This is a genomic window from Nonomuraea sp. N2-4H (assembly GCF_045291505.1).
GTDB lineage: Bacteria > Actinomycetota > Actinomycetes > Streptosporangiales > Streptosporangiaceae > Nonomuraea > Nonomuraea fastidiosa.
Window position 1 is genome coordinate 139040 of sequence record NZ_CP147987.1, and the last position, 23376, is coordinate 162415.

The 23376-nt window shown below is 70.9% G+C and carries 17 protein-coding genes and 3 pseudogenes; 11 read left to right on the forward strand and 9 right to left on the reverse strand.

All coding sequences use genetic code 11. From position 1 onward, the window contains the following. Positions 1-65: 65 nt before the first annotated feature. Positions 66-518, reverse strand: a pseudogene (locus WBK31_RS00645) (BTAD domain-containing putative transcriptional regulator); the annotation flags it as partial. 38 nt (positions 519-556) lie between these two features. Between WBK31_RS00645 and WBK31_RS00650 the strand changes: the two are divergent. After that, positions 557-679, forward strand: coding sequence for a hypothetical protein (locus WBK31_RS00650; protein WP_364059182.1), 123 nt, complete (start codon positions 557-559; stop codon positions 677-679). 7 nt (positions 680-686) lie between these two features. On the opposite strand, the gene WBK31_RS00655 is transcribed toward WBK31_RS00650, so the two are convergent. The 4 genes and pseudogenes from WBK31_RS00655 to WBK31_RS00670 all read right to left on the reverse strand — a co-directional run bounded on the left by WBK31_RS00655 (position 687) and on the right by WBK31_RS00670 (position 5865). Further along, on the reverse strand, positions 687-1748 hold the full coding sequence (locus tag WBK31_RS00655) for a phosphotransferase (protein ID WP_406675433.1): 1062 nt from the start codon (positions 1746-1748) through the stop codon (positions 687-689). Positions 1749-1817: 69 nt separating this feature from the next. After that, positions 1818-2017 (reverse strand): annotated as a pseudogene (locus WBK31_RS00660) (maltokinase N-terminal cap-like domain-containing protein); the annotation flags it as partial. 3 nt (positions 2018-2020) lie between these two features. Next, the gene (treS, locus tag WBK31_RS00665; protein ID WP_364059176.1) at positions 2021-3721 is read right to left on the reverse strand and encodes a maltose alpha-D-glucosyltransferase; all 1701 of its coding nucleotides are present in this window, start codon (positions 3719-3721) and stop codon (positions 2021-2023) included. 72 nt (positions 3722-3793) lie between these two features. After that, positions 3794-5865: pseudogene (locus tag WBK31_RS00670) on the reverse strand (alpha-1,4-glucan--maltose-1-phosphate maltosyltransferase). Positions 5866-6109: 244 nt separating this feature from the next. On the opposite strand from WBK31_RS00670, the gene glgP reads away from it, so the two are divergent. Continuing rightward, positions 6110-8692 (forward strand): alpha-glucan family phosphorylase, encoded by a 2583-nt coding sequence (gene glgP, locus WBK31_RS00675; protein WP_406674171.1) that lies wholly within the window; start codon positions 6110-6112, stop codon positions 8690-8692. A 56-nt stretch (positions 8693-8748) separates the two neighbouring features. Next, positions 8749-9645 carry a MurR/RpiR family transcriptional regulator gene (locus tag WBK31_RS00680; protein ID WP_406674172.1) on the forward strand — a complete coding sequence of 299 codons (897 nt, stop codon included), beginning with the start codon at positions 8749-8751 and terminating at the stop codon, positions 9643-9645. Here the strand turns inward: WBK31_RS00680 and WBK31_RS00685 are convergent. Both WBK31_RS00685 and WBK31_RS00690 read right to left on the reverse strand, forming a co-directional pair. Then, complete coding sequence (locus WBK31_RS00685) at positions 9608-11530, reverse strand: N-acetylmuramoyl-L-alanine amidase (protein ID WP_378785050.1); 1923 nt, start codon at positions 11528-11530, stop codon at positions 9608-9610. The two genes, WBK31_RS00680 and WBK31_RS00685, sit on opposite strands and share 38 nt — an antisense overlap. Before the next feature lie 457 nt (positions 11531-11987). Continuing rightward, entirely contained in the window at positions 11988-12965 is a 978-nt protein-coding gene (locus WBK31_RS00690; protein ID WP_364059163.1) for a zinc-binding dehydrogenase, read from the reverse strand. A gap of 413 nt (positions 12966-13378) precedes the next feature. On the opposite strand from WBK31_RS00690, the gene WBK31_RS00695 reads away from it, so the two are divergent. Together WBK31_RS00695 and WBK31_RS00700 are read left to right on the forward strand one after the other, a co-directional pair. Next, positions 13379-14251 (forward strand): hydroxypyruvate isomerase family protein, encoded by an 873-nt coding sequence (locus WBK31_RS00695; protein ID WP_406674173.1) that lies wholly within the window; start codon positions 13379-13381, stop codon positions 14249-14251. Further along, positions 14242-15126: a 2-hydroxy-3-oxopropionate reductase gene (locus WBK31_RS00700; RefSeq protein WP_406675434.1), complete on the forward strand. Its 885-nt coding sequence runs from the start codon at positions 14242-14244 to the stop codon at positions 15124-15126. The genes WBK31_RS00695 and WBK31_RS00700 overlap by 10 nt, the downstream gene beginning before the upstream one ends. A gap of 91 nt (positions 15127-15217) precedes the next feature. Here the strand turns inward: WBK31_RS00700 and WBK31_RS00705 are convergent, their stop codons facing one another. Next, positions 15218-17233 carry a CehA/McbA family metallohydrolase gene (locus WBK31_RS00705; RefSeq protein WP_406674174.1) on the reverse strand — a complete coding sequence of 672 codons (2016 nt, stop codon included), beginning with the start codon at positions 17231-17233 and terminating at the stop codon, positions 15218-15220. A gap of 123 nt (positions 17234-17356) precedes the next feature. Then, positions 17357-17641, reverse strand: coding sequence for a Fe-S cluster assembly protein HesB (locus WBK31_RS00710; RefSeq protein ID WP_364059154.1), 285 nt, complete (start codon positions 17639-17641; stop codon positions 17357-17359). Between the two features lie 93 nt (positions 17642-17734). Between WBK31_RS00710 and WBK31_RS00715 the strand changes: the two genes are divergently transcribed. From WBK31_RS00715 to WBK31_RS00740, 6 genes are all read left to right on the forward strand, one after another. Next, a complete protein-coding gene (locus tag WBK31_RS00715; RefSeq protein ID WP_406674175.1) occupies positions 17735-18394 on the forward strand; it encodes an endonuclease in 660 nt (219 codons plus the stop codon). 23 nt (positions 18395-18417) lie between these two features. Next, on the forward strand, positions 18418-19191 hold the full coding sequence (locus WBK31_RS00720; protein WP_364059148.1) for an enoyl-CoA hydratase-related protein: 774 nt from the start codon (positions 18418-18420) through the stop codon (positions 19189-19191). 99 nt (positions 19192-19290) lie between these two features. Continuing rightward, positions 19291-19689, forward strand: coding sequence for a hypothetical protein (locus tag WBK31_RS00725; RefSeq protein WP_364059145.1), 399 nt, complete (start codon positions 19291-19293; stop codon positions 19687-19689). Then, positions 19680-20900: a DUF6395 domain-containing protein gene (locus tag WBK31_RS00730; RefSeq protein ID WP_364059142.1), complete on the forward strand. Its 1221-nt coding sequence runs from the start codon at positions 19680-19682 to the stop codon at positions 20898-20900. The genes WBK31_RS00725 and WBK31_RS00730 overlap by 10 nt, the downstream gene beginning before the upstream one ends. Continuing rightward, positions 20897-21739: a M55 family metallopeptidase gene (locus tag WBK31_RS00735; protein ID WP_364059138.1), complete on the forward strand. Its 843-nt coding sequence runs from the start codon at positions 20897-20899 to the stop codon at positions 21737-21739. Before WBK31_RS00730 ends, WBK31_RS00735 begins: the two co-directional genes overlap by 4 nt. Beyond that, positions 21732-23339 carry a flavin monoamine oxidase family protein gene (locus tag WBK31_RS00740; protein ID WP_406674176.1) on the forward strand — a complete coding sequence of 536 codons (1608 nt, stop codon included), beginning with the start codon at positions 21732-21734 and terminating at the stop codon, positions 23337-23339. The genes WBK31_RS00735 and WBK31_RS00740 overlap by 8 nt, the downstream gene beginning before the upstream one ends. Positions 23340-23376 lie beyond the last annotated feature (37 nt).

Here is a 23376-nt window from a genome sequence, read left to right on the forward strand (position 1 = left end):
GGCGACCTCGACAGCTCGACCAGCTCGGGCCCGGGGTCGAGGCCCAGCTCTCCGGCCAGCCGCCTGCGCAGGTCCTGGTAGCCGGCCAGCGCCTCGCCGGGCCGCCCGGCCCCGTACAGGGCGCGGATGTGCGCGGCGCGCAGCCGTTCCCGAAGGGGATGCGCGGCCACCAGGTCGGCCAGCTCGGCGGCCACCAGCGCGTGCTCGCCGAGCCCGAGCCGCGTCTCGGCCAGCTCCTCGTACGCCACCAGCCGCTGCTCGTCCAGCCTGGAGACGGCCGCGAGCGCGAAGGGGGCGCTCGCGAACTCGGCGAAGGCAGGTCCCCGCCACAGGTCGAGCGCCTGACGCAGCAGCGCCGCGCGCTCCTCAAGCCCGGCGGTCCGACGGGCGCGCTGAAGCAGGGAGGCGAACAGCCCGGCGTCCACGGCCTCGGGCTCGGCCAAGAGCGCGTACCCCGGCGGCCGGTACGCCACCAGCTCACGGTCCCCCAGCGCCCGCCGCAGTTGCGACACCTTCACCCGCAGCGCGGCGCCCGCGCGCGTTCCACGAGCAGGGCGTGCGGCCCGACCTGCTGCTGCCGATGCAGGAGATCATGGAGCGCCGCGTGGCGCGCGGCCTGGGGCACGAGGGCCTGTCGGGGCTGGTCGAGGAGCTGGTGGACGAGCCCGCATCGGCGTGACGGCGGCTCACGTGGTGCGCGGGCGGAAGGCGGCCAGCGGGATGGGCAGCCACGTGGGGCGGTTGCGGGCCTCGTACACGACCTCGTAGACCGCCTTGGACAGCTCGAACGCCCGCAGCAGCGCCGCGTCGGCCGGAGTGATCACGCCGCCGCCTTCGGCGTAGCCGTCGAGGAAGGCGGCGCGGTTGCGGTCGGCCCACTCCTGGGCGCGGGGCTCCAGCTTCTCGGCCTCGGAGTGCCCGGCGAGCAGGTGGCGGGCCGCGTAGTCGAACGAGCGCAGCATGCCCGCGACGTCCCGCAGCGGCGAGTAGAGGGCGCGGCGCTCGGCGAGTGGCTGGCCCGGTTCGCCTTCGAAGTCGAGGATCACCCAGTCCGTCGGGGTGCGCATGACCTGCCCCAGATGGAAGTCTCCGTGAACACGTTGCACGGGCACCTCTGTGGTGAGCAGCTCCACCTGGTGGTAGGCGTCCTCAATGACGCTCACATGCTCCCGCAGCTCGGGTACCTCGCCCACGGCCCGGCCCAGCCGGCGCCTGAACCCCTCCGCCATGCGCTTGATCTCGTGGATCTCCACGACGTCCGTGGGGAAGGCGGCGGCCAGCTCGTGGTGCACGCGGGCAGTGGCCATGCCCAGCCGCAGCGCCTCGGCCGCGAAGTCGCCGCCCGCCTCGCCCGCCGGCACCTCGGGCATGGAGGCGTACAGGTCGCGCACGCTGGCCAGCGCGAGGTCCCAGCCGTCGTTGGCGGGTGTGAGGTACTCCTGCATGATCGCGAGTGTGGTGGCGGTGCCGTCGAGATCGGCCTCGATCCACCCGTACGGCTGCGCGATGTGCGGCGCGTTCCTGGCCGCCAGCGCGGTGATGATCTCCAGTTCGGGGTTGACGCCGGGGATGAGCCGGCGGAAGAGCTTGCAGATGTAGGAGTCCCCGTACACCAGCGAGGTGTTGGACTGCTCGGCCCCGAGCACGGAGCTGCGGGGCGAGGTGTCGATGACGTGGTCCGGCACGTGCCGCATGCGCAGGCCGCTGCGGGTCTCACCGGCCGCCATGCCCTCGAGCAGCACGTGCATCAGGTCGCTGTCATGCACCGCGTCGTAGAGGTAGGTGTCGCCCGCGGTGCCGATGAGGGCGTGGCTCAGCCGGTCGGGCAGGTCCGTACGCTCGCCCACCAGAAGCTGGTAGCGGTCACGCGAGCCCTCCTGCCAGACCGCGATCACGAGGTGCCGCAGCCCGGGGAGAGCTCGACGTCCGCCTCGATCGACAGCTCGTCGATCGGGCGCCCCTTGCCGCCGAACCAACGCTGACGGCTGATCCATACGGCAAGGAGCTGATCAAGCACGCCCTACTCCTCCTGGGTGATGGCCGGCGGGAGTGTGAACCAATAGAACCCATGCCCGGGAAGCGTCAAAAGATACGGAAGTTCGCCAATCGCCGGGAATGGTACGCCGCCCATCGTCTCCACCGGTGACACCCCCACGAACCTGCGCAGGTCCAGCTCCACCGGCTGCGGGAAGCGTGACAGGTTGTTCACGCACAGCATCCGGTCGTCGCCCAGCTCGCGGACGAACGCGAGCACGCTGGGGTTGGAGGAGTTCAGCTCCGCGTAGCCGCCGAGCCCGAAGACCGGATGCCGCTTGCGGATCTCGATCATCCGGCGGGTCCAGTGCAGCAGCGAGCCCGCGTTCTTCTGCTGGGCCTCGACGTTGATGGCCTGGTAGCCGTAGATCGGGTCCATGATGACCGGCAGGTAGAGCCGGCCGGGGTCGCAGTCGGAGAAGCCGGCGTTGCGGTCGGGGTCCCACTGCATGGGGGTGCGCACGCCGTCGCGGTCGCCGAGCCAGATGTTGTCGCCCATGCCGATCTCGTCGCCGTAGTAGAGCACGGGGGAGCCGGGCAGCGAGAGCAGCAGCGCGGTGAACAGCTCGATCTGGTTGCGGTCGTTCTCCAGCAGGGGCGCGAGGCGGCGGCGGATGCCGACGTTCGCCCGCATGCGGGGGTCTTTGGCGTACTCGGCGTACATGTAGTCGCGCTCTTCGTCCGTGACCATTTCGAGCGTGAGCTCGTCGTGGTTGCGGAGGAAGATCCCCCATTGGCAATTTTCCGGAATTTTCGGCGTTTGAGCCAAAATTTCGGAAATGGGGAAGCGGGACTCCCTGCGGACGGCCATGAAGATCCGCGGCATCAGCGGGAAATGGAAGGCCATGTGGCACTCGTCCCCGCCGTTGACCGGGTCGCCGAAGTACTCCACCACGTCCGACGGCCACTGGTTGGCCTCGGCGAGCAGGACCCGGTCGGGGTAGAGCCGGTCCACCTCGGCGCGGATGCGCTTGAGGTACTGGTGGGTCTTCGGCAGGTTCTCGCAGTTGGTGCCCTCCTCCTCGAAGAGGTACGGCACCGCGTCCAGCCGGAACCCGTCGATGCCCAGGTCCAGCCAGAACCGCAGGACCTCCAGCATGGCCTCCTGCACGGCCGGGTTCTCGTAGTTGAGGTCCGGCTGGTGGTGGAAGAAGCGGTGCCAGTAGTACTGGCCGCGTACGGGGTCGTAGGTCCAGTTGGACGTCTCGGTGTCGATGAAGATGATCCGGGCGTCCTGGTACTTCTCGTCGGTGTCGGACCAGACGTAGAAGTCGCCGTACGGGCCCTCGGGGTCGTGCCGGGACGCCTGGAACCACGGATGCGCGTCGCTGGTGTGGTTCATGACCAGGTCGGCGATGACCCGCATGCCGCGTTTGTGCGCCTCGTCGACCAGCTTCACGAAGTCCCCGAGGTCGCCGAACTCGGGAAGGATCTTCATGAAATCGGAGATGTCGTAACCACCGTCGCGCAGCGGCGATTCATACAGGGGCAGCAGCCACAGACAGTCCACGCCCAGCCACTGCAGGTAGTCGAGCTTGTTGATGAGTCCCCGGATATCGCCGGTCCCGTCGCCGTTGGAGTCGGAGAAACCCCGGATCAGGACCTCGTAGAAGACCGCGCGCTTGTACCAATGGGGGTCGCGCGGTTTCTCCTCGTCAAAGGTGTTGGGAATAGGTGTGAGGCTCATGAGCCGCCTCGCAGGAGGCTCATGAGGGAGGCGCTTTCACACACGTCGAAGACTCCCCGCTGAATTCGGTTCTTACCGTGGCGCGGCTCTTACGGTGAGAATATGGGCAGGCTGGATGTGGGGGTCGAGGCGTACATAGTTGCTCTGCCGCCAGCGGTACGACTCGCCTGACAACTCGTCGTCGACGACGAACTCGGCGTTCCAGTCGAGGCCGAGCGCAGGCAGGTCGAGATCAACAGTCGCCTCGTGGGTGTGGTGTGGATCGAGGTTGACGACCGCTATGACGACGTCGCCCAGACCGTGCCTTCGTGTGGCCGGGTCATAGGCGCCCGGGAGTCGTTTGGAGAAGCAAACGATGTCCGGTGAGTCGACCCTGTGGAACCGTAGATTACGCAATTCTTGAAGCGCGGGATGCGCTCTTCGGAACAAATTCAGATGAGTGATGAAGGGAGCGAGGGTCCGTCCTTCGCGTTCGGCCGCGGCCCAATCGCGCGGTTTGTACTGATATTTTTCGCTATCTAGGTATTCCTCGCTGCCGGGGCGAACCGGCACGTTTTCGTAGAGTTCGTAACCGGAATAGACGCCCCACGTCGGCGAGGCGAGCGCGGCGAGCACGGCCCTGATCTTGAACGCCGGCACCCCGCCGTGCTGCAGGTATTCATGCAGGATGTCCGGAGTGTTCACAAACAGGTTCGGCCGCAGGTAAGCAGAGGTCTCCTTGGCCAGTTCGGTCAAGTAGCTCTCAACATCCCATTTGCTGTTCTTCCACGTGTAATACGTATAAGACTGGTGAAAACCGGTCTTCGCCAGCGTACGCATCATCGCCGGCCGCGTGAACGCCTCGGAGAGGAAGATCACATCAGGGTCGGTGCGGTGCACATCGGCCAGCAGCCGCTCCCAGAACGACACCGGCTTGGTGTGCGGGTTGTCCACCCGGAAGATCCGCACCCCGTGGTCCATCCAGTGCCGCAGCACCCGCTTGACCTCGTTGTAGATCCCCTCGGGGTCCTTGTCGAAGTTGAGCGGGTAGATGTCCTGGTACTTCTTCGGCGGGTTCTCCGCGTACGCGATCGAGCCGTCGGCCCTGATCGTGAACCACTCGGGATGCTCCTTCACCCACGGGTGGTCGGGCGAGCACTGCAGCGCGAAGTCCAGCGCGATCTCCATGCCCAGCTCCCGCGCACGGGCGACGAACGCGTCGAAGTCCTCGATCGTGCCCAGGTCGGGGTGGACCGCGTCGTGGCCGCCGTCCTCCGAGCCGATCGCCCACGGCGAGCCGGGGTCGTCGGGCTCGGGGCTCAGCGTGTTGTTGCGCCCCTTGCGGAACGTCTTGCCGATCGGATGGATGGGCGGCAGGTAGACGACGTCGAAGCCCATCTTGGCGATCGCGGGCAGCCGCTTGGCGGCCGTCTGGAACGTGCCGGACTTCGACATGCCGTTCTCGCTGACCACGGCGCCTTCCGACCGGGGAAGAACTCGTACCAGGAGCCGTAGAGCGCCCTGCGCCGGTCCACCCTGATCTTGTGCGACTTCGACCTGGTCACCAGCTCGCGGAACGGATGCGCCTCAAGGAGCGCGGCCGTCTCGGGAAGCTGGGCGATCGACAGCCGGGCCCGCGGGTCGAGGTTCTCGTCACGCAGCGTGGCCGAGATCGACAGCAGGGCCGCGCGGTGGCCGCAGGCGCCCTCGCCGGTGCCGTTCTGCCGCTGCCCGCCGTTCTTCACCTCCCCGGCGTTGGGGCAGTCGGCCGGGCGCACGGCCTTGGCCGCCCGCTCGAACAGCCGGGCGCCCTCCTCGCACATGAGGTCCACGTCCATGCCGCGCGGGATCTTGATCTCCGCGTCGTGCAGCCAGGTCGTGATCGGGTCGCTCCACGCCTCGACGCGGAACAGCCAGTCGCCTTCGGCGGGCAGCGAGACCTCGACGCCCCACCGGTCGGTGCCGGGCGCCAGCTCGCGCATCTGTCTCAAACGTCCGCGCTGCCCGTCGGGCGAGGTCAGCACCACGCCCGCCGCGACAGCGTCGTGTCCTTCTCTGAACACGGTCGCCGAGATCTCGAAGGTCTCGCCGGCGACCGCCTTCGCGGGCCACTGCCCGCAGTCGACGACGGGGGAGATGTCCGTGATGGGAATTCGTCCGATCATCGCATTCAGAGGTTTGCGGCGACACTCCCGGTGCCGCCGGAGGCTTTCCCTGGCAGGATCGATCCTTGCATGTGATTTGTGGACAGCAGTGGATAGACCTCCCACGAGTGAGCGCGGGATAGCCCAACAACCTGGAAAGTTGCCCCAATAGTCGCTCTTCATGCTTGTTCCCGGAAGGGGTTTGAAGGGCCTTGATGAGGGTGAAGGACTCAGAGGTCCCTCCTAGCCCGTAGGGTGCAGAAACGTGAGAGCTATCCGCCGGTTTACCGTCCGCACCGTCCTGCCCGCGGAGCTGGCCGCGCTCGGCGAGCTCGTCCACAATCTCCGCTGGTCATGGCACCCGGAGACAATGGACCTCTTCGCGGAGGTCGACGCCGATCTGTGGGAACAGGTCGGCCATGACCCCGTGGCCCTGCTCGGCGCCGTCACCCCGGCCCGGCTCACCGAGCTGGCCGCCGACCGCCGGTTCCTGCGCCGCCTCGCCGACGCGGCGGACGACCTGCGCGAATACATGACCGCTCCACGCTGGTACCAGACGCTGCCCGACAGCGCGCGGGCCATCGCCTACTTCTCGCCGGAGTTCGGCATCGCCGCCGCGCTGCCGCAGTACTCCGGCGGCCTCGGCATCCTCGCCGGCGACCACCTGAAGGCCGCCAGCGACCTGGGCGTGCCCATACTCGCGGTGGGCCTGCTCTACCGCCACGGCTACTTCACCCAGACGCTCTCACCCGAGGGCTGGCAGCTCGAGCACTACCCGTCGCTCGACGCCGGCGGGCTGCCGCTCAGCCTGCTCAAGGAGCCCGACGGCACGCCCGTCAAGATCCGCCTGTCGCTGCCCGACGAGCGCGTCCTGCACGCCCAGGTGTGGGTCGCGCAGGTGGGCCGGGTGCCGCTGCTGCTGCTCGACTCCGACGTGGCCGAGAACGACAACGCGGCCAGGGACGTCACCGACCGGCTCTACGGCGGCGGCACCGACCACAGGCTCATGCAGGAGCTGCTGCTCGGCGTGGGCGGCGTACGCGCGATCCGCGCCTACTGCCGCATCACCGGCCACCCCGAGCCCGAGGTCTTCCACACCAACGAGGGCCACGCCGGCTTCCTCGGGCTCGAACGCATCCGCGAGCTGACCGAGGCCCGCATGTCGTTCGACGAGGCGCTCGAGGCGGTGCGCGCGGGCACCGTGTTCACCACCCACACGCCCGTGCCCGCCGGCATCGACCGCTTCCCGCGCGACATGATCGAGCGGCACTTCGGCGGCGCGAACGCCTGGCCGACCGTGCCCGTCGAACGCATTCTCGCGCTGGGCGCGGAGTCCGATCCGTCCAGGTTCAACATGGCCGTGATGGGCATGCGCCTGGCCCAGCGGGTCAACGGCGTCTCCAAACTCCACGGCGAAGTCAGCCGGGAGATGTTCAAAGATCTCTGGCCCGGTTTTGACGTGGACGAGGTGCCGATCGGCTCGATCACCAACGGCGTCCACGCCCCCACCTGGGTCGGCCGCGAGCTCATGGAGCTGGCCGGGCGCGAGGTGCCCACGCTGGTGGAGCGGGCCCGCGGCTGGGAGGACATCCAGAAGATCCCCGACGAGGAGATCTGGCGGATCCGCGGCCAGTTGCGCAGGCGGCTGGTCGAAGGGGCCCGCGTACGGCTGCGCAAGTCGTGGCGCGAGCGCGGGGCCTCCGACGCCGAGCTGGGCTGGATCGACGACGCGCTCGACCCCGAGGTGCTGACCATCGGGTTCGCGCGGCGGGTGCCGTCGTACAAGCGGCTCACGCTCATGCTGCGCGACCCGGCGCGGCTCAGGGAGCTGCTGCTGCACCCCGACCGCCCGGTGCAGATCGTGATCGCCGGCAAGGCGCACCCCGCCGACGAGGGCGGCAAGAAGCTGATCCAGCAGATCGTCAAATTCGCCGACCAGCCGGAGGTCCGCCACCGGATCGTGTTCCTGCCCGACTACGACATGGCGCTCGGGCAGCTCATGGTGCAGGGCTGCGACGTCTGGCTGAACAACCCGCTGCGCCCGCTGGAGGCGTCCGGCACCTCGGGCATGAAGTCCGCGCTCAACGGCGGGCTCAACCTGTCCATCCGCGACGGCTGGTGGGACGAGTGGTACGACGGCACCAACGGCTGGGCCATCCCCACCGCCGACGGCGTCGCCAACCCCGACCGCCGCGACGAGCTGGAGGCCGCAGCCCTCTACGACCTCATCGAGCACGAGGTGTCCGACCGCTTCTACGACCGCGCCTACGACGGCCTGCCGCGCCGCTGGATGGAGATGGTCAAGCACACGCTGGCCTCGCTCGGCCCGAAGGTGCTCGCCGGGCGCATGCTCCGCGAGTACGTGCTCAACCTCTACAACCCGGCCGCCGCCTCCGCCCGCGCGCTGTCGGCCGACTCCTACGCCCCCGCCAAGGCGTTCGCCGCCTGGCGGGTGCGGGTGACCAGGGCCTGGCCGGGAGTGCGGGTCGAGCACGTCGAGGCGACGGGCGTGGGCGACACGCCGGAGGTCGGAGCCTCGATCGAGCTGCACGCCACGATCGCGCTCGGCGACCTCGATCCCGATGACGTGCAGGTGCAGGCCGCGTACGGGAAGGTCGGGCCGCACGACGAGCTGGAGCGCCCGTCGTATGCGACGCTGTCGGTGCAGTCGGTGGACGACGACCGGCGCGCCCACTACACGGGGAAGGTGCCGCTCGACCGCACCGGCGCGTTCGGCTACACCGTGCGCGTCGTCCCGCACCACCCGCTGCTCGTCACCCCGGCGGAGCTGGGCCTCGTCACCGTGCCCGAGGAACCGACCGGCATGACGAACGGGACATTGCGCTAGGACAGCGGCATTCCCTCGTGCGGCCAACTATGCGGTCAACACGGCATAATCAGGGGGTGGACGACAGCGGGAACGGCCTGCGGGCCGACACTCTGGTGGCCACGGTCCGCGGTGTGCTGCCGTCGCTGACGCCTGCCGCCCAGACCGTCGCCCGCCTCATCCTCGAAGACCCCGCGACGGTGGCCAGGAGCACCATCACCGAGCTCTCCGCCGCCTCCGGCACCAGCGAGGCCACGATCGTGCGCACCGCGCGGCTGCTCGGCTTCTCCGGCTACCCGCAGCTCAGGCTGGCCTTAGCGGCCGCCGCCGCACAGCCCGACCGGCTGGTGCCCGGCGACCTCGCCCCCGACGACCCTTTGTCGGAGGTCATCCACAAGGTGGCGCGGGCCGAGTCGGAGGCGATCAACGACACCGTCGCCCAGCTCACCTCCGAGCGGCTCGGCCTGGTGGTCGACGCCATCGTCGGCGCCCGCAGGATCGACGCCTACGGCGTCAGCGCCTCGGGCCTGGTCGCCGAGGACGTCGCACAGAAGCTGATGCGCATCGGCCTGTCCAGCCACGCCTTCCAGGACGCCCACCTTGCGCTGACCAGCGCCGTGCTGCTGCGTGAAGGTGACGTCGCCATCGGCATCAGCACCTCCGGCGAGACCCCCGACGTGCTGGAGCCGCTGAGCCGGGCCAAGGAGGCGGGGGCCACCACAGTCGCCATCACCAACAACCCCCGCTCCTCGATCGCGGAGCTGGCCGAACACGTGCTGATCTCGGCCGGGCGCGAGACGGAGTTCCGTCCCGGCGCCCTGGCCAGCAGGATCAGCCAGCTCCTCGTCGTCGACTGCCTGTTCGTCGGCGTCGCCCAGCGCACGTTCGACTCCTCTCAAAAGGCGCTCGAAAGCACCAGGCGCGCCGTCACCGAGTTCACCCGGAGAACATCACCCGGACGTCGTCAGCCTTGACGAACATGACGCGGTGGCCGAACTGGATCTGCAGGTACTTGGTCTTGCCGCGCACGACCGTGTGGTCCTCCAGGTTGAAGGTGACCGCCCGGTAGTACTCCGCCGGCGCCACGCCCGCGAGCGTGTACTTCTCGCCCGCCGAGAACGTGTACTGCAGCGGGGTCACCTCCTGGTACGGGATGCCCTCCGGGTACGCCTCCTGCTCGGGGTAGGCCCTGCCGTACACCGGCACGGTCTCCTTGCCCGGCTTCGGGGTGACCACCAGGCCCATGGACGGCACGGCGGTCGGGTTCGATGCCGGGTTGTGGAACCACGCCTTCTGACCCAGGTACCAGATGGCCGTCCAGTCGCCGCGGCGCTCGGCCACGGCGAAGCGCTGGCCGGTGCTGGCGCGGGCGCTGTGGTCGTACACGCTGTAGAGGGACTCGCCGGTCGGGTGCTTGCCGATGTCCTTCACCAGCGGCGCGTCCTCGCGCGGCTCCGTGCGCAGCCACACGGTGCCGGCCGGCAGCGGCGGGCAGTCGGCCTCCGGGTTCTGCCGGTCGCAGCCGTAGAAGTACGGCTTGTTCGTGGCGAAGTCCGGCTTGATCATCACCGCGCCGGAACGCGGGCCGCCCAGGCCGTGCAGCGGCGCGCCCATGAGCTGGAAGTAGTGCGCCCAGTCCCAGAACGGGCCCGGGTCTTCGTGCATGCCCTGCACCGTGGACGGCAGGGTGCCGGGGACGTTGTCGTGGCCGAGGATGTGGGCCCGGTCGAGCGGCACGCCGTGCCTGAGCGCGAGGTAGCGGACCAGGCGGGCCGACGAGCGGTACATCGCCTCGGTGTACCAGGTGCCGCCCTCCGCCAGGAAGCCCTCGTGCTCGATGCCGACGGACTTGGCGTTGATGTACCAGTTGCCCGCCTGCCAGGCGACGTCCTTGGTCTTGATGTGCTGGGCGATGTGGCCGTCGGTGGAGCGGACGGAGTAGTGCCAGCTCGCGCCGTAGGTGGGGTCCTGGTTGAGGCGGATGGAGGGCAGGAAATATCCCTCCATGTCGTGGATGATGATGTATTCGACCTTCTGGCTGGCCGGACGGTTCGCCAGGTCGTAGTGGCCGTAGTCGTCGTTCGGCAGCTGCTCGTACGCGGCCGGGATCCACTCGCACGAGATCGAGGCCGGGCACTCGATGCCGTCAGGACGCACCGGCGGGCGCAGGCCGAGCTTCTCCAGCCACTTCGTGATCGCGTTCAGGCGCGGCACGGCGGGCAGGCGGACCCGCTGGCCGTCGTCCGTCGTCCGCTCGGCCCCCTCCTTGATGATCGAGAAGACCTCGTCGGCGAAGAACTTGGCCGCGCCCGCCTCCTCGGCGCCCGAGTACTTCGCGACCGCGCCGTACCACTGGCCGGGGTCGTCGCTGAGCGGCGCGCCGAGCGACTTCTGGTAGTCGGCGAGCAGCGCCGCGCCGCCGCGGATGTTGGCGGCGGCGTCCGTACGCAGCCGCTCGCGGCTCTCGCCGGTCAGCTGCGCGGCCCGCTCCATGGTGCGCAGCGAGGCCGGCAGCTCCTCGGGTGCGGGCCTGGGCTCGGGGGCGGGCAGCGGACGGCTCTCGTCGCCGCGCGCGTCCTCCTTGCCCGCGTCATGATGGTTGCCTGCGGTGAAGGCGGCGGCGTCGGTCAGGTGCATGGGGCCGAAGCCCGCGTCGACGGACGGCTGTCCGGCGTGCGCGTCCCACCGGGACGCCAGGTAGGAGACGCCCAGCAGCACGCTCTCGGGGACTCCGAACTCCTTCGCCGCCGCCGCGAACGCCTGCTGCCGATCGGCCGGCACCTGCGCCTCCGCCTGGGCGGGGCTCGCCGGCGTTAAGGCCAGCAGGGCGACCAGCGAGGTCGCCAGTAGTCTGCGCATGAACCACTCCTCGGGACTGGGGGGCGCATATCGCGACTCAGCGTCTCAACATTTTCCTTCTCAGGCGAGATCTTTGCGAAGATATTTTTCAGCTCTTAATGCTCTTCGCCGCCACACCGGCCGTCCCTCGGGGTGGGGGGTGAGATGCGTTCGCTGTCGCATCGGCTGTTCCTCGGGGTGGGTGAGATGCGCCTGTCGCCACATTGGCCGTTTCTTGGGGTGGGGTGAGATGCGTTCGCTGCCGCATCGGTCGGGCCGAGGTGGTGGGTGGGAGGCGCTCGCCGCCGGGCTGACGCGCCCCGGGGCGGAGTGGCGTTCGCCCGGGGAGCCGTGCTTCGGAGCCGAGCGCACTCGCCGACGGCCGCACCTCAGCCTCGGCCGACGTGAGGCCGAGGACGCCAGGGGCCGGGCGCGCTCCGGCCGGCGTCGCCGCACCGAAGGCCGGCGGGTCCCTCCGTCACGGGACGAGGACGACCTTGCCTGTGGTGCGGCGGGATTCGAGGGCGGCGTGGGCCTGGGCGGCCTGCTCCAGCGGGAAGGTCTGTACGGCCGGCACGAGCGTGCCATCGGCCGCGGCGGCCAGGGCCCTGGACTCGTACTCGGGCCTCTTCTCCGGATGCTCGTGCAGGAGCTGCAGGGCGCTGGTCGCGGTGAGACCGCGCGCGTACAGCTCCTCGTCCGCAGGCCAGAAGTCCGCACGGGAGGCGTTGCCGATGGTGACGTACCGGCCGCCGTCGGCCAGCAGCCCGAACGCGGCGCGCCCCTTGTCGCCGCCCACCCCGTCGAGCACCGCCGTGACCTTGCGGCCCCCGAGGTGCCCGGCGACCTCCTCGTCCCAGCCCGGCTGGTTGTAGTCGACGGCGAGGTCGGCACCGAGGTCGCGGACGGCGGCCACCTTGGCGGGCCCGCCCGCCGCGCCGACCACGGTGGCGCCGATGCGGCGGGCGTACTGGACGACCAGCCGCCCGATCCCGCCGGCCGCCGACGTCACCAGCACCACGTCGGCGGAGGTCAGCGCGGCCACGTCCAGGAAGTGCATCGTGGTGGCGCCGGTGACGATCATCGCGGCGGCCGTCACGTGGTCCATCCCCTCGGGCAGCGGGTGCAGGGCGGTCACGTCGGCGACGGCCAGCTCGGCGTACCCGCCGGGACGGCCGCCCGAGGTCACCACGTCACGGCCGATCCAGGACGGATCCACGTCCGGGCCGACGGCGTCCACGCGGCCCGCGACCTCGCCGCCGAAGATCGTCGGCAGCTCGGGCAGCGGCGGCATGATCCCTCCGGTCGCCCCGGACCGCATGACGGTCTCGATGAAGTGCACACCGGCCGCCTTCACGGCGATGCGCACCTGGCCGGGGCCGGGCTCGGGGTCGGGGACCACCTCGTAACGCAGGTTCTCGGCGGGACCGAAAGAATGCAGAACGACGGCATGCATGGGGTGCTCCAAGAGAAGACGGATCGGGTTCGCCTTCCGAGCGTGCAACGTCAAGCAAGCTTGAGGTCAACCTTGTGCGGCTCGGGCCGGCATTCGCCCGTCGCCGCTGCGCCGTCCGTCGCCTATCGCCCCGCAGCCCGATGCCGGCGAGCCGGTGACGTCGGGGCTGTCAGTCGACGTCCGGCGCCGCCGGGCCGGTGATGTCGGGGCTGTCAGGCCGCTTCCGTCGCCGGCGAGCCGATGTGAACATCCGCCGCGTGGTCAGGGGGGCGGGTCTGAGTGCCGGCCGGTGCGGTGGAGGCCGCGCCGCCCCGCGGCGGGCGGGCGGCGTACGGTGTGCCACGATGCCATCTCGACCAGGAGTGGGCGCGGGCCCCCGACGGGAGGCCCGCCCGACCGGAAGAGGCTCGTGCGTGACCAGGTGGACCGTCAACTGCTCTCTCCTCTATACCGACCTGCCGCTGCTGGAGCGACCACACGCGGCGGCCGCCGACGGGTTCGGCGCGGTGGAGTTCTGGTGGCCGTGGCCGGTGGCGGTGCCGGAGGATCGCGAGGTGGAGGCGTTCGCCCGCGCGATCGAGGACGCGGGCGTACGCCTGACCGGGCTCAACTTCTTCGCCGGTGACATGGCGGCAGGAGACCGCGGCCTGGTGTCGTGGCCGGGCCGTACGAAGGAGCTGCTCGACAACATCCCGGTCGTGGCCGCCATCGGCGAGCGGCTGGGCTGCCGCGCGTTCAACGCCCTGTACGGCAACCGCATCGACGGCGTCGCCCCGGAGGAGCAGGACGAGCTCGCACTGGAGACGCTGACCGCCTGCGCCGCAGGAGTGCCCGGCACCGTGCTGCTCGAACCGGTCAGCGGCGCGCCCCGCTACCCGCTGCTGACCGCCGCCCACGCGGTGGCCGTGCTCGACCGGCTGGCCGGGGTGCGGAACGCGGGCCTGCTCGCCGACTTCTACCACCTGGCCGTGAACGGCGACGACGTGCCGGCGGCCATCGACCGGTACGCGGGCCGCATCGCGCACGTCCAGATCGCCGACGCGCCGGGCAGGGGCGCGCCGGGCACCGGGGAGCTGCCGTTGCAGCGGTGGCTCGACGCTCTGCACGCCACCGGCTACGACGGGTACGTCGGCCTTGAATACCGGGCGGAGACCGCCGGCGCGTTCGCCTGGCTGCCCACGGAGCAGCGCGGCGGCCACCCCGGCGCAGCGTCCAAGGCGCCGTCCGACACAGCGTCCGACACAGCGTCCGACACAGCGTCCGACACGGGAGGATCATCGCAGTGACCGCCATCGCCTTCATCGGCCTGGGCATCATGGGCAGTCCCATGGCCGTGCACCTGGTCAACGCCGGGCATGACGTGACCGGCTACAACCGCACACCGGCGAAGGCGCGCCCGCTGGCGGAGGCGGGCGGCCGGGTGGCCGAATCGGTCGCGCAGGCCGTGACGAGCGCCGAGGTCGTGGCGATCATGGTGCCGGACTCGCCGGACGTCCAGAACGTGCTGAGAGGCGACGACGGCGTCTTCGCCCACGCCGCGCCCGGCACGCTGATCATCGACTTCTCCACCATCCGCCCCGATGTCACGCGCGAGCTGGCCGAGGAGGCGGGGCGCAGGGGCCTGCGCTACCTCGACGCCCCGGTCTCCGGCGGCGAGGCGGGCGCGCGCAACGCCACCCTGTCGATCATGGTGGGAGGGGACGCCGAGGCGTTCGAGGCGGCCAAGCCGATCTTCGACGTGGTGGGCAAGACCGTCGTGCACGTCGGGCCGAGCGGGGCCGGGCAGACCGTCAAGGCCGCCAACCAGCTCATGGTCGCCGCCCACATCGAGGCGCTGGCGGAGGCGGTGGTGTTCCTGCGGGCGTACGGGGTGGACCTGGAGGCCGCGCTGGAGGTGCTGGGCGGCGGGCTCGCCGGGTCGGCGGTGCTCGCGCAGAAGCGGAAGAACATGGTCGAGCGCACCTTCGAGCCCGGCTTCCGGATCGAGCTGCACCATAAGGACCTGGGCATCGTCACCTCGGCCGCCCGCGAGGCCGGCGTCGTGCTGCCGCTCGGCGCGCTCGTGGCGCAGCTCGTGGCCGCCGCCGACGCGAACGGCGACGGCGGCCTCGACCACTCGGCCCTGCTGCGCGGCGTCGAACGGCTCTCCGGCAAGGCGTAGTTCTCAGGGGAGGCGGGCGCGGCAGACGTTCTCAGCGGCAGACGTTCTCAGGGGAGGCGGGCGCGGCAGACGTTCTCAGCGGCAGACGTTCTCAGGGGAGGCGGGCGCGGTAGACGTCCCCGGCGCGCTCGTACAGCTGCAGGTGGTCGTCGAGCTGCTCGGGGGAGTCGAACACGCCGAACCGGCGCACCAGCTCCGCCAGCCGGTCGAGCCAGGCCAGGCACCACCGCACGTCGGCCTCCCTGGCCACCGCGCGCCCCGCGACGTCGAGGTAGACGGGGCTGGTGTGCGCGTGCGCGCCGTCGGCACGCATGGTGCGCGGGTGCGGCCCGCCGGTGGCGACGGCCACCACGTACGTCGGCTCCGTCACCTCCAGCGTGGCCGCGAGCCGTCCCGGCGGCCCTTGGGCGAGCACGCCGTCGGCGGTACGGATCTCCAGCGTGTCGACCTCGGGCCCGATGGACTCGACCGTGATCTCCACCCGCTGCCCAGGGGCCAGGTCGAGCCGGTCACCCGGCCCATGCCCGTCCACGGTGAGCTCCAGCCACGGCCCGGTGGTCGCGAAGGTCCGCCCGGCCCTGATCGCCTCTGCGTACGACTGCGCCGTCAGCGGCCCATCGACCCGGGCGTACACGCGTTCCCAGCCGGGCGGTCCCGAGGAGGTGCCCCGGCGGCAGAACGACAGCACGGCGTCGGTCCCCGCGGTGACGGCGAGCCGGTTGCCCGCGCCGATGAGCCGCCGGTAGACGGCCGCGGTCGCGGCGATCGAGGAGTGGTTGAGCACGTCGAGCGAGTCGATCAGGCCGAGTGCCGCGTCGGCGACGATCTCCCTGGCCGAGCAGTTGCGCGCCCTGTCGAGCACGACGTCGGGCGGGTCGTCGTCGGTGAACGGGGTGTGGAACGGGTGCCCGTACCCGGTGAGCCCGCCGAGCGAGCGCAGCTCCTCCAGCGCGACCGCGTTGGCCGGCCAGTCCACGGCCCCGGCGAACCCGGTGTGGTAGCGGCTCGGCGTCCGCCGCAGCCCGAACGCGGTGAAGTGGCCCAGCAGGTCGCTGCGGTACTCGACGCCGATCCTGGCCAGGTGGCGTTCGTCCGACCAGGGCAGGTCCTCGCCCACCCAGTGCTCGAGCGCCTCCCGGTCGTAGACCCGCTCGCTCGCCACATTGCCCGCGACGAGGTTGAGCACGTGCAGGTCCTCGCCGTGCTGCGCGGCGGCGGCCAGTGCGGGCGCGGCCGGTTCCTCGCCCATCCAGTTGAGATGGACGTGCATGTCGCCGCCGTACCAGCCGCGCGCGGCGGCGTCGTAGATCCGCTCGGGGGTCAGCTCGACCAGCGTCTCGCCGCCCGGCTGCGGGGTCACGACGGCCTCGGCGGTGCCGTACTCCATGCCACGGGTGACGGTCACGGTGAGCGGCTCGGCCGGTACGTCGAGCACGATGTCGTCGCCGTGGAAGAACGGCCGCCGCAGCCCGTCGAGCTTGGGCGGCGCGCCTTCTGGGTACCAGCCCTGCCCGTTGCCGCCCGTGACGCTCCACCGGCACGGGAACCCGGCGCGCAGCCGCAGCCTGGCCGCCGGCGCCCGTCTGACCAGCGGCGAGAGATCGACCGGCTGACCGTCCACGCTGACCGGCCCGGCCACCTCGACCACCTTGGCCCCGCCGGGCTCGACCACGTACGTGGTGCCGTCCACGACGACCGTGACCGGCTTGTCGCGGCTGGAGTCCAGCAGCAACGGCGTACGTAAGGGACGGTCGTCCACCACCACCCGGGGCTCGGCCGCCACGGCGCAGCCGTCCGGGGTGAGCCGCAGCGCGGGCAGGTGGATGGGGGTCTGGCCGCCGAGGGCGTCGCGGACGAGCCGGTCGAGCTCCACCTCGCCGAGGTGGTCCTCCAGCTCCTCCTCGGGCACATCGGGCAGCCGCGCGGCCATCTGCCGCAGGCCCATGGGCCAGAAGTCGCGGTCGTTTCGCAGGTAGAGGGTGGCCCACGCCTGGACCACGTACGACAGGGGCGGCTCGCCCCAGCGGACGTCATGCGCGTCGCGCAACGATCGGTAGTCGGCCAGTGCGGCGGCCACGGGCGAAGGAAGCAGCGGATCGTGACACATCGGACACTCCCTGGAATCGGACGCGCCGTCATCGTCACACGAAACATCCGCTGTGTCCCGTCTTTTCGCGAGGGAAGCGGTGAGGGGACGGGCCCGGCGGTGCGCCGCCGAGCCCGCGTGCGGTCAGGTGCGCCGGTCGAGCCGGAACGACGGTTGCCCCGGCCTGCCCGGCTGGGCGTCCAGCGCCTTGTCGTCGAGGATCCGCACGGCCTCCTCGGCGACGAACACCCGTACGTCCTCCTTCTCGACGACCTGGTCACCGGCGTGCGGCATGCTCGCCAGCGTGACCTCCAGCGTTCCTGCCTCGTCTGCCTTCGGGGCGATGCGCAGGCCCGCCTCGGCGGGCACGTTCTCCCCGACCAAGAGGTCGCGGATGGCGACCACGGCGTTATCGGTCAATGTCAGCACGAGCTGCTCCTTTGTCCTCTTGGAACCCTCCGACTCCCCCGGCCCGGGAGCGGCAAACACATGCGCGCGGGGGTCGCGGGTAGCGGGGACGGCATGGGAGCAAAGACCGCGGGAGCCGTCGTCGAGGCGCTGCTCGACCGCTACGGCAGCACGTACGCGGGCGAGGCGGGGATCAGGCTCGCCGACCGCCCCAAACCGCTCTACCAGCTTCTGGTGCTCGCCACGCTGCTGAGCGCGCGCATCTCGGCGGACGTGGCGGTGGCGGCGGCCAAGGAGCTGTTCGCGGCCGGATGCGGCACGCCCGAGGGCATGCGGAAGGCGACCTGGCAGGACCGGGTGGACGCGCTGGGCCGCGGGCACTACCGCCGCTACGACGAGCGCACCGCCACCATGCTCGGCGACGGCGCCGAACTGATCATCGACCGCTGGAAGGGCGACCTGCGGCGGCTGCGCGACGAGGCCGGCGGCGACGAGCGGCGGATGGCGGAGCTGCTGATGGAGTTCCCCGGCATCGGGCAGGCGGGCGCCGACATCTTCCTGCGCGAGGTGCAGGCCGTCTGGCCGCAGGTCGCACCGCACCTGGACCGGCGGGTGCTGGACGGTGCGGGCAAGCTGGGCCTGCCGCGCCAGGCGGGTCCGCTCGCGGAGCTGGCCGGTTCCGGGGCGGACCTGGCGCGCCTGTCCGCCGCGATCGTCAGGGTCGCGCGCAGCAAGAAGTCCGTGGACGAGGTCATGGCGGCGGCGGGCAGGTGATCTCCGGCTGTTAGGTTCGGGTCATGGGTGAGTTTGTGAGCGTCGAAGTGGCCGACCAGATCGCCACGATCCGTCTCGACCGTCCGAAGATGAACGCGCTCAACGGCCAGGTCCAGCGGGAGCTGGCCGAGGCGGCGACGCTGATCGACGCCGATCCGCAGGCGCAGGCGGTGATCCTGTACGGCGGTGAGCGGGTGTTCGCCGCCGGGGCCGACATCAAGGAGATGTCCACCATGTCGTACGCCGACATGGCCGCGCACTCCGCCACCCTCCAGGGCGCGCTGAACGCGGTGGCCCGCATCGGCAAGCCGGTCATCGCCGCCATCACCGGCTATGCCCTGGGCGGCGGCTGCGAGCTCGCGCTGTGCGCCGACTTCCGGGTGGCGGGCGAGTCGGCCAAGCTGGGCCAGCCCGAGGTGCAGCTCGGCCTCATCCCCGGCGCGGGCGGCACCCAGCGCCTGCCCCGGCTGATCGGCCCGTCCCGCGCGAAGGACCTCATCTTCTCGGGCCGCCACGTCGATGCCGCCGAGGCGCTCGCCATCGGGCTGGTCGACCGGGTGGTGCCGGACGAGCAGGTCTACACCGCCGCGCTCGAGTGGGCCGCCACCTTCGTCGGCGGGCCGTCCTTCGCGTTGCGCGCCGCCAAGCGGGCCATCGACGACGGTCTTGAGACCGATCTGCAGACGGGCCTGGAGATCGAGCGGCTGCACTTCTCGGGGATGTTCGCCACCGAGGACGCCAAGATCGGCATGCGGGCGTTCACGGAGCGGACCAAGCCGAAGTTCACCGGTCGCTGAGCGTTCTCGCGGCCTATCTGGGCGGATATCCAACAGAAGCCAGAACATCCGGTTACCGGCGTCCAAAGGTGGATTCGTTTGCCACTATGGTGGCCTTCCATGAAGCGCGTCCCGGTCCCGGCGCGGCTCAAAAAGGCCGTGCGCACGTGGTTCGACTCTCGTTACATCTCGATCGCCGATCACCGGCAGGACATCAAGGACGCGCTCTGGGAGGTCCAGACGCTGCGGCGGGAGATGGCCACCCTCCAGCAGGAGGTCAAGCGCCTCCAGCAGGAGGTCGAACGGCTGCGCAAGGCCCGCCAGCCGGTGATCGACAAAAAGAAGATCGACGACACCCACCGCCTGGCCCAGGAGACCGCCAAGGCGCTCGACGGCGTGCTGCAGAACGAGGTCCTCGTCTGGCAGGCCATCGACCAGCTCAAGGATCAGCTCCGAGACGAGCGCCGGAACGAGCGCCGTGACGAGCGGGGCCGTGCCGAGGAGCAGCCGTGCGCGTGACCTGGACGGGCGCCGCGCACCTGAGCTTCCGCCTCGACCCCGAGGACGAGATCACCGGCAGGGCCTCCGACGAGTACCCGATCAAGCTGGCCATCAACTCCTGCTCGATCCGCGGGGTCCCGGAGGACGCACACCCCGACCTGTACGCCGTCGCCGCCTGGACGGTCGTCGCCCCGTGGACGCGCAGGCGCGTCACCTTCGACCGGGCGATCTCCGCCGAGCTGGCCGAGGCGCTGCACGCCGGCTGGGGCGTCGAGGCGGGCCCGGTGGGCGCCGAGCGGCGGCGTCCCGGGTCGCGGCTGGCCATCTCCTACAGCGGCGGCGCCGACTCGGTGGCGGCCGCGACGATGTACCCGGAGGCGCCGTTCGTGCACTTCCGCCGGGTGGCGCATCCGCGCGTGCCGAACCGCTGGCCCCACTACCGCTCCGACGTGCTGGCCAAGCTGGCCGCCCAGACCGGCCGCGAGCTGACCGTGGTGGAATCCGACCTGGAGTACACCCTCGCCGAGCCGCGCCCCGGCTACCCCGAGCACCACGCGGTCGCCGCCGGTGCGCTGCTGCTCGCCGACGCGCTCGACATCGGCGGCCTGGGGTTCGGCTACGAGATGGGCTCGCGCTGGCTCGGCGGCGGCCGCTACCTGTGGCGCTACACCCCCGACAACCCCATGTGGGCGCCGCACGGCCGCTGGGGGCGGTTATTCGCGGCGGCGGGCGTGCACATCGTGCTGCCCGTCGGCGGGGTCAGCGAGGCGACCACGATGCGGCTGGCGCTCGGCTCGCCGCTGCGCGAGCAGGTGCGCTGGTGCCTGCGCGGCGTGGACGGCCCCTGCCGCAACTGCGGCAAGTGCCTCTACAAGGAGCTCATCCAGGCCGCCGTGGAGCGCCGCCCGCTGAACACGCCGATGAAGCCCGAGCATCCCGCGGTCAAGAAGTACCTCAAGAAGCCGCCGTACGGCGGCCAGGAGATGATCCAGTACGGCCTGGCCCGCGTCCCCGGCATCGAGAACACCGTCTTCGCCCCCGCGCTCGACTACTTCGACGTCAGCGAGGAGACGACGCGCTGGCTCGACCACTGCTACCCGCCGGCGCTGGAGGAGATCCCGGAGCCTTGGCGCGCGCAGGCGGCCGCGTTCATCGAGGCGAACGTCGGGTTGATGACGGAGTCCGAAGTGCGCCAGGTGGAGACCTGGGGGAGTGGAGCGACGGCGTGAAGGTCTATCTGTCGGTCGACATGGAGGGCGTGACCGGGCTGACCGATCCGGAGGAGATGCACGCCGGCAAGCGCGGCTACGAGCGCGGCTGCGAGCTGATGACGGCCGACGCGAACGCCGCGATCGAGGGGGCGTACGCGGCCGGGGCGAGCACCGTGCTGGTCAACGACGCCCACGGCTCCACCAAGAACCTCAGGATCGACCTGCTCGACCCCAGGGCGACCCTGGTCAGGGGGCCCGGCAAGGCGCAGCGGATGGCGCAGGGACTCGACGGGTCGTTCCAGGCGGCCTGCTTCGTCGGCTACCACGCCCGCGCCGGGGTGCCCGACGGCGTGCTCAACCACACGTGGATGGGCAAGGAGATCCAGAACGTCTACCTCAACGGCGAACTGTGCGGCGAGACCCGCCTGGTCGCGGCGTGCGCCGGCTTCCACGGGGTGCCCGTGGTGCTGGTGACCGGGGACGAGGCGGTCGGCGAGGAGGCCCGGGAGCTGCTCGGCGACGTCGAGACCGTGGCGGTCAAGAAGGGCATCGACAAGTTCTCGGCCGAGCTGCTGCCGCCGAGCGTGGCCCAGGCCAGGATCCGTGAGGCCACCGAGCGGGCGCTGAACCGGTTGACCGACTTCACGCCGTACGTCGTGGAGCCGCCGTACACGCTGGGCGTGGAGTGGAACTCGACCGCCATCGCCGCGGCCGTCGCGCTCGTGCCGGGCGTCAAGCTCGCCGGGACCCGCCACACCGAGTTCACCACCGACGACTTCACGCAGATCATGGCCCTGTTCGGGATCTTCGCCACGATCGGCGGCCAGGTCGCGTGCGGCAGCGGCCCCTATGGCTGACGGCGAGACCGGCGGCAAGGAAGCCGTCAAGGAGACGCGCAAAGGGGCCGGTAAGGGCGGCGCGCTCACCCGGCGCGGCCTGCTCGTCGGGATCGGCGCGGCGGGCGGCGCGGGCGCCATGTACGCCGCCATGGGCGCGCTCGGCCTGGCGCCCACCGGGCAGGACAAGGAGTTCACGCCGCCGCGCGAGGGCGACTTCACGCTGCGCGGCAAAGCGTCGGCCAGCGTCGTGATCCTGGGCGCCGGGGTGGCGGGGCTCACCGCGGCGTACGAGCTGGGCAAGGCCGGCGACGACTGCACGCTGCTGGAGGCCAGGCCCAAGGCCGGTGGCAGGAACCTCACGCTGCGCGGCGGCGACCGCGTGACCGAGCTGAACGGCCCGGCCCAGGACGTGACGTTCGGAGAGGGCGTCTACTTCAACGCGGGCCCCGGCCGTATCGCGCCGTGGATGGTCACCCTCGACTACTGCCGCGAGCTGGGCGTCCCCATCGAGACGTTCGTCAACTCCAACGCCGCCGCGTACGTGCACGTCAACGGCAAGACGATGCGGGCCCGCACCGCCCGCGCCGACATGTACGGATATGTCGCCGAACTCCTCGCGAAGGCCACTGACACCGGCGCCCTGGACAGAACCCTCACCAGGGACGACAAGGAGCGCCTGCTGGAGTTTCTGAGGCGCTTCGGCGACCTCGGACCCAGGCTCGACTACACCGGCTCCGACCGGCGCGGCTTCGCCGAGTGGCCCGCGGTCGGCGCCGGCACCCCGCTCGACGGCCCCGGCACCCTCCGCCAGGTGCTGGCCGCGGGCACCGGCAGGGCGATCACCAACGACTTCGGCTTCGAGCAGGCCACGCCCATGTTCCAGCCCGTCGGCGGCATGGACGCGATCGTCACCGCGCTGCAGAAGGCCGTCGGCACGGACCGGATCAAGACCGGCGCCAAGGTCACCAAGATCACCACGATGGACGACGGCGTCGAGGTCGCCTACACCGGCGGCGTGATGAAGGCCGACTACTGCATCGCCACGCTGCCCCCGCACATCCTCGCGAGGATCCCGCACAACCTCGGCCCCCAGGTCACCAGCGCGCTGGCCAAGCCGACCCCGGTCGCCGCCGGCAAGATCGGCCTGGAGTACGCCACCCGCTGGTGGGAGCGCGAGGACCGCATCTACGGCGGCGTCACCGAGACCGACCTCGACATCACCCACATCTGGTACCCCTCGCACGACTACCACGCCGAGCGCGGCCTGCTCGTCGGCTACTACAACACCGGCCCCGAGGCCGAGCTGTACGGCGCGCTCAGCCCCGAGGACCGCAGGCGCAGGGCGCTCACCCAGGGCAAGAAGATCCACGGCGAGAAGTACCGACAGAACGTCCTGTCCAGCGCCTCCGTCGCCTGGCACCGGCAGGAGCACATCGAGGGCGGCTGGGTGCGCTGGCCTGCCTTTGATTCGTCGTTCACTCTTCTGCAACGCCCGGCCGGAAGGGTCTACTTCGCGGGCGACTGGCTCACCCATCTCATCGCCTGGCAGGCGGGGGCCATGGAGTCGGCCCGCGCCGTCGTCACCAAGCTGCACCAGCGCGTGTTGCAGTCGCCGTGACGCCGCACGCTGCTTCTGACGGCCGCAATAGGCTCGG